General features: G+C 42.6%; 15 protein-coding genes. 10 read left to right on the forward strand and 5 right to left on the reverse strand.

Features of this window, described 5'->3' with window-relative positions; all coding sequences use genetic code 11:
- Nucleotides 1-3 precede the first annotated feature (3 nt).
- Nucleotides 4-684 carry a hypothetical protein gene (locus JMW85_RS01595; RefSeq protein ID WP_201560758.1) on the forward strand — a complete coding sequence of 227 codons (681 nt, stop codon included), beginning with the start codon at nucleotides 4-6 and terminating at the stop codon, nucleotides 682-684.
- Here JMW85_RS01595 and JMW85_RS01600 read toward each other — a convergent pair.
- Nucleotides 681-1,580: a DNA adenine methylase gene (locus tag JMW85_RS01600; RefSeq protein ID WP_201580749.1), complete on the reverse strand. Its 900-nt coding sequence runs from the start codon at nucleotides 1,578-1,580 to the stop codon at nucleotides 681-683. The genes JMW85_RS01595 and JMW85_RS01600 overlap by 4 nt on opposite strands.
- A gap of 152 nt (nucleotides 1,581-1,732) precedes the next feature.
- On the opposite strand from JMW85_RS01600, the gene mltG reads away from it, so the two are divergent.
- The gene (mltG, locus tag JMW85_RS01605; RefSeq protein ID WP_087813848.1) at nucleotides 1,733-3,025 is read left to right on the forward strand and encodes an endolytic transglycosylase MltG; all 1,293 of its coding nucleotides are present in this window, start codon (nucleotides 1,733-1,735) and stop codon (nucleotides 3,023-3,025) included.
- Nucleotides 3,026-3,123: 98 nt separating this feature from the next.
- Nucleotides 3,124-3,864 carry a dTMP kinase gene (gene tmk, locus JMW85_RS01610; protein ID WP_201580750.1) on the forward strand — a complete coding sequence of 247 codons (741 nt, stop codon included), beginning with the start codon at nucleotides 3,124-3,126 and terminating at the stop codon, nucleotides 3,862-3,864.
- Nucleotides 3,865-4,014: 150 nt separating this feature from the next.
- On the opposite strand, the gene JMW85_RS01615 is transcribed toward tmk, so the two are convergent.
- Nucleotides 4,015-6,387, reverse strand: a complete 2,373-nt coding sequence (locus JMW85_RS01615) for a cation:proton antiporter domain-containing protein (protein WP_227681634.1) — start codon at nucleotides 6,385-6,387, stop codon at nucleotides 4,015-4,017.
- 972 nt (nucleotides 6,388-7,359) lie between these two features.
- On the opposite strand from JMW85_RS01615, the gene JMW85_RS01620 reads away from it, so the two are divergent.
- Both JMW85_RS01620 and JMW85_RS01625 read left to right on the forward strand, forming a co-directional pair.
- Nucleotides 7,360-8,724 carry a Do family serine endopeptidase gene (locus tag JMW85_RS01620; protein ID WP_374220445.1) on the forward strand — a complete coding sequence of 455 codons (1,365 nt, stop codon included), beginning with the start codon at nucleotides 7,360-7,362 and terminating at the stop codon, nucleotides 8,722-8,724.
- 252 nt (nucleotides 8,725-8,976) lie between these two features.
- A complete protein-coding gene (locus JMW85_RS01625) occupies nucleotides 8,977-10,185 on the forward strand; it encodes a hypothetical protein (RefSeq protein WP_201580751.1) in 1,209 nt (402 codons plus the stop codon).
- A gap of 90 nt (nucleotides 10,186-10,275) precedes the next feature.
- Here JMW85_RS01625 and JMW85_RS01630 read toward each other — a convergent pair whose 3' ends face one another.
- Nucleotides 10,276-10,578 (reverse strand): hypothetical protein, encoded by a 303-nt coding sequence (locus JMW85_RS01630; RefSeq protein ID WP_201560753.1) that lies wholly within the window; start codon nucleotides 10,576-10,578, stop codon nucleotides 10,276-10,278.
- Between the two features lie 45 nt (nucleotides 10,579-10,623).
- Between JMW85_RS01630 and dapA the strand changes: the two genes are divergently transcribed.
- The 3 genes from dapA (at nucleotide 10,624) to purC (ending at nucleotide 12,722) form a co-directional block, all read left to right on the forward strand.
- Nucleotides 10,624-11,529: a 4-hydroxy-tetrahydrodipicolinate synthase gene (dapA, locus tag JMW85_RS01635; RefSeq protein WP_201580752.1), complete on the forward strand. Its 906-nt coding sequence runs from the start codon at nucleotides 10,624-10,626 to the stop codon at nucleotides 11,527-11,529.
- 35 nt (nucleotides 11,530-11,564) lie between these two features.
- A complete protein-coding gene (locus JMW85_RS01640; protein WP_227681635.1) occupies nucleotides 11,565-11,879 on the forward strand; it encodes a hypothetical protein in 315 nt (104 codons plus the stop codon).
- 129 nt (nucleotides 11,880-12,008) lie between these two features.
- Complete coding sequence (gene purC, locus JMW85_RS01645; protein ID WP_198330896.1) at nucleotides 12,009-12,722, forward strand: phosphoribosylaminoimidazolesuccinocarboxamide synthase; 714 nt, start codon at nucleotides 12,009-12,011, stop codon at nucleotides 12,720-12,722.
- Between the two features lie 259 nt (nucleotides 12,723-12,981).
- On the opposite strand, the gene JMW85_RS01650 is transcribed toward purC, so the two are convergent.
- A complete protein-coding gene (locus tag JMW85_RS01650; protein ID WP_201580754.1) occupies nucleotides 12,982-14,301 on the reverse strand; it encodes a short-chain fatty acid transporter in 1,320 nt (439 codons plus the stop codon).
- 229 nt (nucleotides 14,302-14,530) lie between these two features.
- On the opposite strand from JMW85_RS01650, the gene JMW85_RS01655 reads away from it, so the two are divergent.
- Together JMW85_RS01655 and JMW85_RS01660 are read left to right on the forward strand one after the other, a co-directional pair.
- Entirely contained in the window at nucleotides 14,531-15,178 is a 648-nt protein-coding gene (locus JMW85_RS01655) for a DNA-3-methyladenine glycosylase (protein WP_201580755.1), read from the forward strand.
- Nucleotides 15,179-15,231: 53 nt separating this feature from the next.
- Nucleotides 15,232-15,543 carry a P-II family nitrogen regulator gene (locus tag JMW85_RS01660; RefSeq protein WP_201580756.1) on the forward strand — a complete coding sequence of 104 codons (312 nt, stop codon included), beginning with the start codon at nucleotides 15,232-15,234 and terminating at the stop codon, nucleotides 15,541-15,543.
- Between the two features lie 9 nt (nucleotides 15,544-15,552).
- Here the strand turns inward: JMW85_RS01660 and JMW85_RS01665 are convergent, their stop codons facing one another.
- Nucleotides 15,553-15,924: a hypothetical protein gene (locus tag JMW85_RS01665; protein WP_201580757.1), complete on the reverse strand. Its 372-nt coding sequence runs from the start codon at nucleotides 15,922-15,924 to the stop codon at nucleotides 15,553-15,555.
- Nucleotides 15,925-16,004 lie beyond the last annotated feature (80 nt).

Raw genomic sequence — 16,004 nt, forward strand, 5'->3', positions numbered from 1 at the left:
GATATGAAGTTAGAAGACGTGTTTTCTCGATTACCAGAACTTTATAACAAAAGGTTCGGCGAATTGAAGTTAAAAGAAGATATTTCAGGTTTTGCAGTAAATAAAGGTAATGCTGGGCAGTTTTTACAAGAATTACTTAATATGCCTAATGATAGTAAGTTGACAGACTTTTCCGATGGTGAGTTGAAAACTAATCAATCACTACCGAGCGGTATGCCTGATCAAACAATGTTTATCACACAGATTTCAAAAGATTTTGATAGCTTGTTTTTTGAAGAGTCAGAAACGAATCGTTTGTTGGATAAGATTAGTAACCTTCTTTACTTACCAGTTGTAAAGCCAGACAATAAAAAACCAGAAGATTGGTATTTTTTACCCGCTTACCACATAGACTCTAACCAGAACCAAGAGCTGAAAGAGCTTTACCGATTAGATTTCCTTGACATCAAACAACAGATACTAGAACATCTAGATAACTCTAAAGATGGTTATATTCATACTTCAAACGGCAAGTATATTCAAATTAGGAGTAAAGACTCTAAGAGAAAAGATGGGACTTACAATCCTATTTATTCAGATGTTCTAGGTCGCAACGTATCAAATAAAAACCATGCCTTCTACTTTCAGAAATCATTTATGAAAGATATACAAAATGGCGTCATACCGAGCAAACGAATTATTTAGTAGTTCCTAATAAGTAACTCATTAATTGGACCGCGTTTTGAACCTTTTGAGTTAATATTTCGACTAGCTTTGACTCTCTCTATTTTGTAGTCTGAGTACAGAGTGTCAAAGAACATATTTTCAGCATCGAGATTGGTTGTATCAGAATTACTAAGCAGCCACTGATAACCTTTTTTGTCTAGTAAATCACAGAAAGATTTTAGCTTTTCTTGATCTTGATCGTCGAAGCTATCTTTAGAGTAAGATGTAAAACTAGAAGACTCACTCAAAGGTTTATAAGGTGGATCAAAATAGAAGAAGACGGGTAAATTATTTTTATTCGATTGCTCTAAATGGCTAAGCGTATCTTCGTAACTTTGATTATATATTTCCACATTCGTTAATGCTTTTGAAGCCTGTAAGATTGTATCTTCAAAAACAAAGTTTGGCTTCTTGTAGCTCCCAATAGGGACGTTAAACTTGTTCTTACTATTTACTCTATATAAACCATTGAACCCTGCACGATTTAAAAAGATAAATAGACCAGCGTGCTTGATATCGTCAGCTTCTCGTGTGTTAAACTCGTCGCGTTTAGCATAATAATAAGGTTGTTTAGCTTCCTTATCTTCAAGTTCATCATATTCTGATTGAAGTGCTTTTAGATATTCTAACAATTCATGAGGATAAGACTTTACAACTTTATATAGGTTAACTAAGTCAGTGTTTATATCGTTTAAGATAATTGCAGAAGGTGGATGCTCACTATCTAAAAGATGCAACGCCAATGCTGCGCTTCCAGTGAAAGGCTCAACATAAATATATGGCATACCATTTTTTACGTATTCAGGTAATCGTTGAGTGATTTCTGATATTAATTGGCTTTTACCGCCTACCCATTTTACGAATGGTTTTGCCATTACTAACTGCCTTCTTCTCATAGATTGTATTGCAGAATTTGAGCGCAAAATTATAGCATTTTTAACCAATCAATTCATAAGCTAAGCAAATACCATTGAAAATCGCACGGTTCAGTGCTAAATTCTAGCAAACTTCTGCCTCGCGAGTTGCCATGAGCAAGCCTACATCTGAAACGCCTCCTGAACGTCCTAATGAAACGCCATCGAATAAACCAGATAGCAGTGTTGAGGAGCGTGTCGATACCACACTACCAGACACGCAACCAGCAGTTGATGGAGTAGAGGAAACGCCAGCGACAGATGTGTCACTCATCAGTGGAGCGGCTAAGCCACGCGAATATAAAGCGGATAATCAATCTTTCTTTATGCAGCGTGGTTATCAAGTGTTGCTAGTGCTGGGGCTTATCGCTGCGTTTTTCTTAGTGATGGTCTATCAGACATTGTTTGGGCGGATTGAGCAGCCAAAGCAAATGGTCACCATTGAGCAGGGTCAGAGCTATTATGGCTTACTGCCGCAGTGGCAACAGCAAATCCCGCTGTTTTCTGCCACGATTGCCAAGCTCTATATGAAAACACAAGTCGATGGTCCCTTACATGCTGGTATTTATCAATTACCAGAAAACCCTACCTTTGCTGAAACGCTACATATACTTGGGCAAGGGGTAAAAGCATCGATGGTAAAGGTACAAATCATCGAAGGCAAAACCTCTAAAGACTTGTATCAAACATTAAGGGATAATAAAGGCATCAAAAAAGAGGTGCTGACCGACGATAGTGGCAATGATAGAGACAATGCTGGTATTGCTCAAGCGTTGGATTTGGTCGGTATATTGCCAAATGAAGTGATCAATAGTAACGACCCTATCGTCAATCACAATCTTGAAGGTTGGTTTGCCCCCGATACTTATTATTATGGTGAAGGCAGCACTGATAAGCAGGTATTGACCGATTTATATAAGCGTCAGCAGCAAGTATTGACTGAAGCGTGGGAAAATCGTGCGCCCAATTTACCTTATAAGACGCCTTATGAGGCGTTAGTGATGGCCTCTATTATCGAAAAAGAAACCAGTGTGGCAGAAGAGCGTCCTTTGGTCTCTGCGGTGTTTAGAAATCGTTTAGATAAAGGCATGCGAATGCAGACCGATCCGACCATCATCTATGGTATGGGCAGTCGCTATGAAGGCAACATTCGCCGTAAAGACATTGATGAAAAAACGTCTTATAACACCTATCAAATTGATGGCCTACCGCCAACACCTATCGCGCTACCATCGTCCGCCTCTATCGAAGCGACCCTGCACCCAGCAGATAGTGATGCATTGTACTTTGTAGCGACGGGTAACGGCGGGCACAAATTTACTAATAGCTTGGCGGCGCACAATCAAGCGGTAAAAGAATATCTCGGCGTCATGCGTGAGAAAAAATCACAAACCCCGCCGCAGTAATTTAATCCTCTATCTTTTCTTCAAACCTATCGTGAAATGAGCGTTATGCAACTGTCGACATAAAGACATAACGCTTATCAATGACATAAGGTCATATCATGTCAGCATCTATACAAAACCATGTATCTCAAACAGTCCAGTCGCAAGCAAAGCAGCCCAAAACAAGTCAGCCCAAAGCAAGCAATGACATCAATGATATCGCACTCAATCAAGGGCGCTTTATCAGTTTTGAAGGTACTGAGGGCGTAGGCAAAACGACTGCCATTGAGCAGCTGTGCACACGCTTAGACGATAACAATATTGCGTATCTGCGTACCCGTGAGCCGGGTGGTAGCCCGTTTGCAGAACGTTTGCGCGCTATATTATTGGACCCTGCGACCGACATCAATGATGATACAGAGCTATTGCTACTATTTGCGGCGCGCTGCGATCATATGCAGCAAGTGATTCTGCCAGCGCTACAACGTGGGACGTGGGTAATATGCGATCGTTTTACCGATTCTACTATTGCTTATCAAGGCTTTGGGCGGGCACATGGCGATGCGGTGGTACGAGCCAAAATTGAATCGCTTATCGAGCAGTTTGTGCCGCAACTACCTGAGCTGACATTGTGGCTGGATTTGCCCGTATTAGAAGGCATGGCACGCGCTAATAAACGTAGCACCGCTGATAGATTTGAGCAGCAAGCGACCGAATTTTTTACTTGGGTACATAAAGGCTTTAACACGCTGGCGACTCAGCATCCCGAACGGATACAGCGCATTGACGCATCAGGCACAGCCGATGAGGTGAGCGCGCGAGTATGGCAGGCGGTACAAGGCAGATTTGATGTTTCGTAACGGATTTTATACAGCCATCACCTAGCCAAATAAAAAGCCCCAACATTGCGTTGGGGCTTTTGTGTTTTATAAACTGTTATATTCTATAAAGTATCAAAACAGTCATCAAGATATTGTCAAAACTGTGTTAAAACAAAGCTGTGGCAACGATTATTTATCCTGTTTATTCACAGCTTTATTATCTGAAATTTCTTGAACATTGTCTTTGTTAATGTTGTCTTTAGTAATATCGCCATCAGAGCTTGCATTGGTTGTATTATCTTGACCAGAGTCGGGTAGACGATTTGGATCAAGCGCGCCCTTCTTAGTTTTAGGTGCGTTGCCATTACCATTCGTACTACTATTGTTAGACACCTTATTTTTAGGAATTGCCTTCGAAGTCGCTGTCGAGTTGACTGACATGACGCCTTTATTAACGACGTCAATAGACTCATCTTTTGACGCTACTACTTTATCATTCAAGGTGTCTGGCGTGGTTTTAATTTTAGCACTGCTGCTCGAATGGTTTGATACCTCAGTATCTGCATTTTGCTCAGCGACTCTCTGCTCAGTGATTTTCTGCTCAGCAATTATTTCTTTAGCGCTGTCGCTATCAGTGGCAGTGGATTGTTCTGTTGCATCAACACTATCATCGCTCAGCTCTTTTTCTTTACGCTTTTCAGGTGCTTTTGAGCTGGACTCAAAGTTAGCATCAGCTGCCAGTCGCGCCTGCTCTTGTCTAGGTGTCACGTCGACAGGTTTTGGCTGTACTTCATCTTCCACTACCAGTGAGATGAGTTTGCGATCGCGTGGCACGATGCCATCAAACTTATCGGTAATGACGTGTAGCTTGCCTTCTTTGTCGATTGTATACAGCGGCACGAATTGCTTATTGTCGGCTTTGTATTGCTCAAAGCTGTAGCTGTCGGTGATGTTGGTAATCTTGATACGGGCTTTTTTCGACAGCATGCTGGCAAGTTTGGTATAGGTGACGTCTTTGCCAAACAGCCACTGCGAGTGGAAGTTGCCTTGCTTATCATCGCGCTCGCTTTTGACCTTTTCGTCGCTGAACTTGAGACGGTACAATTTGCGCTCACCAAATTCATGACGATAATGAATCTCAGACAAGGTATTCATCTCTTTGTCCATACTCATGGCAAACAGACGACCGATACCGATCAGGTCAAGATGATGATCGGCATGATCAGAGATAGGATTGCCAAAATAAGTACGTAGACCACTCATGCGTGCGCGGGCAATATTGGTATAGTTGTTGTGTGCGACGATGACATCAAAGCCCTGATCTTTTAGAGAAGTTGCTACCAAAAGGGCAATGGGATTTGAGCCGACGATAAGAATGCCATTGGTCTCAGGCTCACGGACACCCAGCAAGTTGCCGACTATTTTCGCCCCCAAGCCCTGAATCATAACCGTGCCAATAATGACCATAAATACTAAGGGTACGAGCAGTTCAACACCCTGGATATCGTACTCTTGCAGACGAATAGCAAACAGTGATGAGATAGCTGCAGCGACGATACCACGTGGCCCAATCCAACTAATCATCAGCTTTTCATTGGTCTTTAAGTTTGAGCCAATAGACGATGCCCAAACGGATAAGGGTCGCGCCACAAACATGACGATAGCAAGTAACACCAGACCTGCGAAACCAACGCTAAGTAAGCTTTCCAGCTCTACACGTGCTGCAAGGATAATAAACAGCACAGAGATAAGAAGGATGGTTAAAGATTCATTGAACTCTAAAATCGTATCGCGTGGGAATTTTGGCCAATTCGCCAACGCCACGCCCAATACAGTGACTGTCAATAGCCCAGACTCATGCTCTAAATGGTTCGATACTGAAAATAACACCAAGACAAAGGCAAGCGTAAAGACATTGCGTAAAAACTCAGGAATCATATGCCGACGCATCAAGAAGGCAAGCAGCCAAGCGCCTGCCATACCCATCGCTGTCGCTAATACCACGATTTTGGCAAACAATAAGATACTGCTGGCTTCGCCGCCTGAGATGATGTATTCATAGACCAAAACCACGGCAATAGCGCCGATTGGGTCAATGATGATACCTTCCCATTTAAGGATGTTAGAGATGGTCTTATTGGGACGCACACTACGTAATAGCGGCATAATCACCGTTGGACCCGTGACGCACACGAGCGCACCGAACAGCAAAGCAATCAGTGGATCGACATCGAATAAGAGATAAGTCGATAACGCCACGATAGCAATAGTGATAAGTACACCGACCGACACCAGCATTTGCACCACGGTGCCATGCTGTTTAATCTCGTCAAACTCTAACGTCAGCGAGCCTTCAAATAGGATAATCGCCACGCCCAAAGAGATGAAGGGGAACATCAGCTCTCCCAGCACCAAGTCAGGATCGAAGACTCCCAGCACTGGGCCCACGATAATGCCAATCAGTAATAAAAATAAAATGGACGGTTGCTTTAAATACCAAGCCAACCATTGGGCAGCAATGCCGATCCCAACCACGCCAGATAATAATAGGGCGGTATCCATAAATTGATCCTTTTATAATCTTGTCGTATTTTATAGCTATCAACCGCTTTTTTAGAGTAGCGGCTGCCAGTAGTATAGTAATAAGTTGACGCTACTCGCTATAGAGACACATCTCTATGAAACGTAAGCGACGACAATGGTATCCATCATGAATCACAACATGAGCCAGATATGATATAACTACTATAGAGTAGTAAAGACAAAAGCATTGCTAGAAAAAATCGTCAATCTTATATAAATCGCATATGGCATCAAGCTCGCTCAGACTATTATTGATAGTACTGTCACGCGACTTTTTTTATCCATTTATCTTGAATCGACCATCGTATTATTCTAGTGATGCAAAAGATGAAAAATAAGGGTGGTAATAGCCAGCTTTATAAAACAATAGTCAATAACGATTATTTATAGACTTTAGTTTGCTTAAAAATTTATTTGGCTTGCTATCATAACATGCTTTTATTTCATGCTGAGCAAGGCCGTATCTAGCACGATATCAGTAGGCAGCGGTAAAAATATACAATAACTGGGTCAAATAATTGCGCCTTGGGTTATCCTACATGATCGGAATAATGACAAAATAGCACGATGACTTATCATACAGTAGCTGTTTTTATCATGCACCTAGCGAGGATTATCATTGTTTTGGGGTGTTTATATAAGGAAAGGCGAATGGTCGTTGGCATAAGGGTATAAAAAACAGTAACCTAATAAACGACTAGATAGCGACTAAAAAGGTTGGCCGCCATAACATTCAGTGCCGATGCAACGTTTGTCATATACGGACTTGGTTAAAATTAAAACATCGTATACACGTCACTAGCGATAGTAGCCAAAACATAACCATTAAAAATAACAACGATTACTTATATGGAGGACAACATGCCTATCAATATGCTTACAGCGCAATCTAAGTTTTATGTGCCGCATTGGTTAAAACGTAGTGCGCTGGTGCTTGCTGTCAGTACCTCGATGGTTACTGGCGTCACTGCCACCGCCATGGCGAGCGCTCAAGCTGTCGTCACCACGGCGGATTTTTCTGACTTAGTACAGCAAGTTACCCCAGCCGTTGCCCGCGTAAATGTCACCAAGACCGTCAGCGAGGCTGAGCTTGCCAAAGCCCAAACAGCCGAATTGTTACGGCAGTTCTTTGGTGATCGTTTACGTATTCCTGATCAGGCTGCCACGCCAGCGATTGAGCATGCTTATGGCACGGCCTTTTTTGTCACAGCTGATGGTTATATGCTGACCAACCATCATGTGGTGGAGGGCGCTGATAAAATCACTGTCACTCTTAACGATAGAACAGAGCTTGATGCAACCTTGGTTGGTAGTGATGAGCGCTCTGATGTGGCTGTACTAAAAGTCTCGGGCAACCAATTTCCTGCTTTGCCTATCGGCGACTCAAATGCTCTGAAAGTAGGGGAGCCAGTACTGGCCATTGGTTCTCCATTTGGTTTTGATTACTCAGCATCGGCGGGCATTGTCAGTGCTAAATCACGCAGTTTTTCACGCGATACCAGCGTGCCATTTATCCAAACAGACGTGGCATTGAACCCTGGTAACTCAGGCGGTCCACTATTTAATCAGCGCGGTGAAGTGATTGGTATTAATTCGCGTATCTTTAGTGGTACAGGTGGTTACATGGGTCTGTCGTTTTCCATTCCGATTGATGCGGCGATGGATATTTACGAGCAGCTAAAAACTGATGGCGAAGTGGTACGTGCTTATTTAGGTATTTATCCGCAAGACATCGATCGCAATTTAGCAGAAGCTTATAATCTAGATCGTCCTCAAGGTGCACTACTGACAAGAGTATCACCAGACTCACCTGCACAAAAAGCTGGTCTAAAACCTGGCGATATCATTTTGCAATATAATGAAGTGCAAATTATGCGCGCCTCAGATTTATTAAACTTGCTCAATCGTGCCAAACCGAGCGATAGCTTCCGCGCACAGATTCAGCGTAATGGTAAGCAAATGACCATCAGCGGCAAACTCACTTATGCGCCCAATGATGTGAGAGCACAAGGCGGCGATCAGCAGAATGATGAGGTGCAGTTAGGCTTGCGTTTACGTAACTTGACCGCTGATGAGCAAGCAGAAATAGCAGTGGATAATAAGACAGGTATTTTGGTTACCACGGTTGACCCAACGGGATTGGCGGCGCGCTCAGGTCTGTTGGCAGGTGATGTGATTACCAATTTTCACCAAAAGCCAATTAAAAAGGTCACGGATTTTTCAAGCGCGATCTCATCATTGCCCAAAAAAGGCGTAGTGACCATTGAAATTATCCGCCAAGGTATTCCCGCGATCATTGGTTTACGTATTGAGTAAGCCTTGATAGCTTAGTAGGAGTAATGGGTAGTCGGGGCAGCAATTGAGCATGGCATAACAGGCGCGTCAATAATTCTACTTGTCTATGATAGAGCTCGACCCCTATAATGGCTGATTTTTTTACCCATGACTTAAAATAATCTAACATTGTCACTAACTTATTCATTGAGCGATTTATTTATCGCTCTATACGTTCTAATATAGGGTAAGCCAGTTGCTCGGCTCATACCCTTCCGTAACCATCAGGTAATTATGACTGACCATGCTCTTTATATCCTAAGTATCTCTACGACAGCAGTATTGCTTGCGTATATTGTACTGTGGTCAGGATTACAAACGTTCAATGCCAATCCTACCAAACGTTTTATGCGTATTTGGTTGAAGTTGGCACTCTATTATGCTGCCTATACTATGCCCGTTTGGGCTTTGCTGTTGGTGATAGGTTGGTCGCAAGACATGCTGCCGATACTGGCGCAGCTATCACTACCACTCGTGCTAGTGGCTGTATTTGCAATGGGGTTCTATTTTTATACTGTAGTGATACAACCCAATCGTTTACGTTTAGATCATCATGCAATCGACTTAGATTTATCCACACCGCTGACGGTTGCCGTATTGGCTGATTTACGCATAGGCTTGTATAGCGGCAAGCCGCGTCATATTCGTAAATTGGTTGCTACCATCAATGCGTTACCAGCAGATGCGGTGCTGATTACGGGCGACTGGTTGTATTACCCAAGTGCTGATTTAGTGGGTCAGCTCATGTTGTTTAAAGGGGTTAATAAGCCTATTTATACAGTGATGAGTACCTCAGACTTGCGTTATCAATCGATTAATACAACTAAACAAGGACAGCCGCTATTAGAAGATACGTTGTCTAGTGCCTTTGATGTGCTTGATATCAGCTATATCGGTCAGCAGTGTACCTCGCTGCCACTCAAATGTACTGGGGCTACTAATGCGCTTTCAGTAATGCCCGATGCGAGCTATTCTAAAAATAATAAAGAGGGTTTTAGACAGCAAAATTTGGAAAATAGCCCAACCGTCGCCGTGCTTTGCGGCTGGCAAGATATTCCTAAACAGTTTGCTGATATTGAAGGTGCAAATGCGTCTGATAAAGCCGCACTTGGTGCTGAAATTGCTAATACCACGAAGCCCGTCATCATCTTGGCTTCACGATTTGATAGTATTAGCGATTTGCCAAAATCCTTACAACCACGACCACTATTGATTACTGGTGCAGCAAAGGCGATTCAAAAAAATATATGGTTGGCACAAAAACAAAAAAATATCGCACGTAGTAGCGAGCAGTCAACCCTGTTAAATAATAGCCGCATGGGCAAGCAGCGAGGTTTATACCAACACGGCAGTGCGCAGATATTTGTCAGTAGCGGTATCGGTACACGAGGGCTGCCTTTTCGCTTGTATCGCCCCACTATCGATGTGTTGACGATTCGTTAACATGACTCAAAAGACTTATCAGCGCTGATTCATTGCGCTAAACTGAGAGTTGAATAATAAGGCTGTTGGTTTGTAGGTTGTAATGGCATGTCAGCAATTCAATTGATTGAACGTTAATTGATTGATAGCGGTCAAATCAAAATATGCTACACTAGCAGGCGTTTTTATTATTCTATTTTTAGTATTAAATAAGCGTTGTCGGTCATTGGCAAAAATAAGGCCAAGACGATTTTTAGCATCTATATTGTTAACGCTTTTATCATAGAAAAAGATTGATAATAAAAAATACTTAGCATTAATATCAAGCAAGATATTGCCAATGGCGCCTATGAATGTACACAATATGAGTACAGGTGTAGACGTAATCATTGACACTTGCCAACGACCTATCATGTGACAGCTTTGAAAAAAGCTAGGATAATACAGTAAGGCACGGTTATGAGCACAGCATACGACGAGATCAAAACCCGACTACAAGGCTCAATGGTAGCCTTGGTAACGCCCATGCATCCTGACGGCACGGTTGATTATAAACGTCTGGCGGATCTCATAGATTGGCAGATTGAGCAAGGCACACATTGTCTCGTTGCCGTTGGTACTACTGGCGAGTCAGCGACATTATCTATGCAAGAGCACAGCGATGTCATTCGCTACTTTGTTCAGCATGTCAAAGGTCGTGTACCAGTGATTGCTGGAACAGGTGCCAATAATACGATGGAAGCCATTAAGCTGACCCAAGATGCTGCCGACGCTGGTGCAGATTGTGCATTATTGGTTGCGCCTTATTATAACAAGCCGCCACAAGAAGGCTTATACCAACATTATAAGGCTATCGCGCGCGCGGTAAATATCCCGCAGATGCTTTACAATGTGCCAGGACGTACGGTCGTTGATATTGCACAAGAGACCGTAGAACGTCTGGCTGATATCGATAATATCGTCGCAATTAAAGATGCCACAGGCTCTATTGCTCGCGGTGAGCAATTGATCAAAGCAGTTGGCGATAGAATCGTCGTGCTATCTGGCGATGACAGTACGGCGCTTGATTTGATGACATTTGGTGGTAAAGGTAATATCTCAGTCACTGCCAACGTCGCCCCGAAAGCGATGAGCGAGACTTTTACAGCGGCGCTTCGTGGTGATTTTGATGCGGCTCATAAAGTACATGATGTGGTCAAGCATTTACACCGTGACTTGTTCATTGAGTCAAGTCCTATCCCAGCCAAATATGCGCTTCATAAAATGGGTATGATAGATACTGGTATTCGTCTGCCTTTGGTATGGTTGGCTGAACAACATCATGCCACTATTGATGAAGCCTTGGTGCGTGCGAACTTATTATAAAATGATGCGTGTAAATGCTAACTCAGAGAGATAATATGATGAAAACATCATCACCGACTGCAAAAATATTCCCTGCGCTGCTGACCTTAATATTGGGAAGTACCTTAGTATTGAGCGGTTGCCAAAGTGCTAAAAACTTACTTGGTAAGCGTGACAATGGTAGTTTAGAATATCAGCAAAGCAAAAAGCTTGTGCCAATAGAGCTGCCTGCTAACAAAGAACCAGCGCCTTTTGTACCTTTGTATGCAACTCCTAATGCTGGTGTAAATACGCTGAAATTACAGAACGAATCAGGTAATCAGTACCAGCTACCGAAGCCTGAGCGCGCTGTCAGTAGTCCTTCGAATTAAAGCTATTCCCTATTTATACCGCTGACATTTTACAGTGATTAATGTAAATATTATTCATTCTGTCATACAAAAATCAGCGGTCGCTGCGCGTTTTTACCACATAAGCTTGAACGAACAGGAACTCCCATAATGCAAAAGCAACAACTGCTGTATAAAGGCAAAGCCAAATCTGTCTATGAAACTGAAGATAATGATCTTTTGATTTTACATTTCCGTGATGATACTTCAGCGCTTGATGGCAAGCGTATTGAGCAATTAGCACGCAAAGGTGTCGTTAATAATCGTTTTAACGCTTTCATCATGCAAAAACTGGCTGATGCTGGTATCGAAACGCATTTTGAAAAGCAATTGTCTGAAGATGAAGTATTGGTCAAGCGTTTAGAGATGATTCCAGTTGAGTGCGTGGTTCGTAACTTTGCTGCGGGCAGCTTGGTTCGTCGTTTGGGCTTAGAAGAAGGGCAAGCATTGACGCCGCCTACTTATGAATTGTTTTATAAAGATGATGCGCTGGGTGATCCAATGGTCAATGAGTCACTTGCTGTGTCTCTTGGCTGGGCAACCGAAGCACAACTGGCAAGAATGGAAGAGCTGACTCATCAAGTAAATGAGGTGTTAAAGGCGTTATTCGAAGCAGGTGATTTGATACTAGTTGATTTCAAACTAGAATTTGGTGTGTTCCATGACCGTATCGTCTTAGGGGATGAATTCTCACCAGATGGCTGCCGTATTTGGGACAAGACGACTAAGAAGAAGCTGGACAAAGACCGCTTTCGTCAATCATTAGGCGATGTCATTGAAGCTTATGAAGAAGTGGCTAGACGTATTGGTGTGCCATTAAGCTAGATGTTTGATTGGCACTGCATTGCAGGTCAATCTCTAGCGTAAAAAAACTGAGCCATGTGCTCAGTTTTTTTGTGTTTTTAAATTAATCTTCGTGTTTATCTTACGACTAATAATATAAAGGCTTTGACCTAAAGGTAGTCGTTATTATCAAATATGGCTATTCTGAATAGCTCCACTGCTATTTGATTTACTTCATTATTATCTAAAGATAAGAACAACCTCTTTATTAAAATAGTTAAGGTTGGAGTTATAGGATTTATTATAAAAACAATAATCCTAAACCAATCACAACACCACTGACAATCAGCACGATGACACAAAAGCCCATGATATCTTTGGCTTTTAGACCTGCGATCGCCAGTGCTGGTAATGCCCAAAATGGCTGAATCATATTTGTCCAAGCATCACCCCATGCTACAGCCATAGCAACTCGTGATGGATCACTACCCAACATTTCCGCCGCTTCTAACATGATTGGTGCTTGTACTGCCCATTGTCCACCACCTGAAGGAACAAAAAAGTTGACGAGTCCTGCACTGAGGAAAGCAAAAAGTGGTAGCGTCTCCGCTGTTGAAACGTTGACAAATGCTTCTGACATCACACCTGCCAACCCCGAAGCTGTCATCATTCCCATAATGCCTGCATAAAAAGGAAATTGGACGATGATAGCGCCTGCACCTTTAACCGCTTCTTGAACCGCAATCAAATACTTGCGAGGTGTACCATGAAATATAATACCAAGGAACAAGAACATAAAGTTAACCAAGTCGAGCGTTAGAGCAAAACCGTTCTGTGCGAAATAATACACGATAAAGGCGATGCCCAATACGCCAATGACCATTGATAAAATCCAGCTGTTTTCTAAACGTTCTGCTGGTGTCATATCCGATTTGGCTGGCAGATCCTCAGGGATAGGATCTACTAGAAGTTTTGGATCTACCGTAATCGTATCTTCTTTTTTTGGCATCATCAGACGGTTTAAGAAAGGGATGATAATCACCAATGCTGCAACGATAATTAGGTTATAGCTAGCAAAGATGGTCGCACTTGTTGGAATAACACCGATTTTATCAACGAAGGGATGGCCTGCTGTTGCAATGGATAATGGAATCGACCCAGAGAATCCGGCATGCCAAATGATAAATCCAGAATAGGCGCTGGCAATCAATAAACGGTAATCGACATTTTCGACACGCTTCGCCAGCTCTTTGGCAAATAATGCCCCAATGACCAAGCCAAATCCCCAATTAATCCAGCTTGCTGCAAGCGATACTAAGGTGACCAGTATAATCGCACTACCTGGCGAGCTTGCGAAACTGGCAAGTTTACCCAGCCCTTTTTTAAATATGGGGCTGCTTGCTAATACAAAACCAGTTACTAGCACCAACACCATTTGCATTGAGAATGCCAGCAAAGCCCAGAAGCCTTCACCCCAAAACGCCACCATCTGTACCGGCGAAGAGTCGGTTAAACCTAAGCCCATTACAAAAATAACCAAGGTTAAAATAATGACGAACAGAAATGGATCTGGTAAATATTTTTCCATCAAGCTATTCGAGAAGCGTGTAATCCCTTTCATTTTTTGACTTCCTTTTTGTCTAAGTTTACGTTTTATTCCTCATTCCAATGTTACCTCATTCTTCCTTTTTTATGCTTATTCATTCAGCAAAAATCATCTTTTTGAATGCTATATCGACCTTGCAAGGTTTGTTTAAACATTCCTTAAACACTGTGTGCCATACCTTGCTGTATTTTTATGCTAACTTATTAATTACTCAATGATATAAAAGCATAAAAGGTCATTACTAATGTCAACGCCTCAAACTTCCACGGCGCAGCCTACTATTTTAGAGCCATCATGGTTTACTCGACCAACCTGTGTGGTCGCTGCTGACTTAATAGGTAAAGTGCTGTGTAGAAAGCTGTTAGATACGGATGGCACGCCTAAAATACTACGTATGCGTATCTCAGAAACCGAAGCTTACATCGGTGCGGGCGATCCCGCTTGTCATTCACATGCAGGCAGCCGAACGCCGCGCACTGAAATCATGTATGAGCAAGGTGGCGTTTTTTATGTGTATTTGACTTATGGCGTCCATCATATGCTCAATTTAATCAGTGGTGCTATCGACTCCCCTGAGTCAGTGCTGATACGCGCTGGGTTTTTAGCAGAAGATAGTGATCGCCTGCGAGATGAGCAATTATTGAGCTTAGATCAACAACTGATTCATTCCAAGCAGTTCGCTGGTCCCGGTAAGCTGACCAAGCGTTTACAAATCGACCGTGACTTGTATGGCAAATCCATTCATCCAGCATCAGCTGTTTGGGTAGAAGAAGACGGTTGCAAGCCGCCAGTATCGCTGCGTCCACGGATTGGTATTGATTATGCGGGCGAGGCAAAAGAGTGGTTATTACGCTACATTTGGACGGACCATCCTTCGTTATCCAAAAAATAGTAAGATTGATAGTTGATGGCTGTTTTTCTAAATAGACTGGAAGGAAGTAATACATGTATAAAATAACGGTTTTTATTCCAGATACAGCATTAGAGCAGGTAAAGTCCGCTTTGTTTTCGGCGGGCGCTGGGATGATTGGCAATTATGAACAGTGCTGTTGGCAAGTGCAGGGGACAGGTCAATTTATGCCACTGGCAGGCAGTAATCCAAATATTGGAGCACATGATCGACTGGAAACCGTTGAGGAGTGGCGGGTAGAAATGGTAGTGGCTGATGCTGATATTAAAGAGGTCGTCGAGGCGTTAAAGCAGGCGCATCCTTATGAAACGCCTGCCTATGATGTGATTGAGGTATTAGACTTTTAGGGTTAGCTATCAGTCCTCTTTGATCTTAATCACGTTATAACTCGGATAGCCAAGCTCGATTTTGTAATCTTCACTGCCGCGTTTGGCTTTTACTTTTATTTTACTGTCACCTTTTTTGTATTTGACGTCTTTGACTCGATAATCCATATTGCTGACTTTATTGGCAGCCCTTTGCTCGATAGCAGGCTGATAAAGCTCTTTATCAATGGAGTTGATGGTCTTCTTGTGCTTTTTGTAGACCTTACTGTCTTTATAAACATTTTCGTAAAGGTCGCCGTAAGCATTATAACCAGATGCGGTGACACAGCCAGTCGTTATCGTCAGCAACACTGCAATCATACTAGCTGTAGTAGTGGTTTTTAATAAAGTATGGTGGTTCATCAAATCCTCTTATGATGTCAAAGATGTTTTTGCGTCTCTTATAAAAAAGGGTCAAATAAACCAAGGGCTGGCTTATTTGA

Origin of the sequence: Psychrobacter glacincola, from assembly GCF_904846075.1 — a bacterium.
In the GTDB taxonomy this organism is placed as follows: Bacteria; Pseudomonadota; Gammaproteobacteria; order Pseudomonadales; family Moraxellaceae; genus Psychrobacter; species Psychrobacter glacincola_C.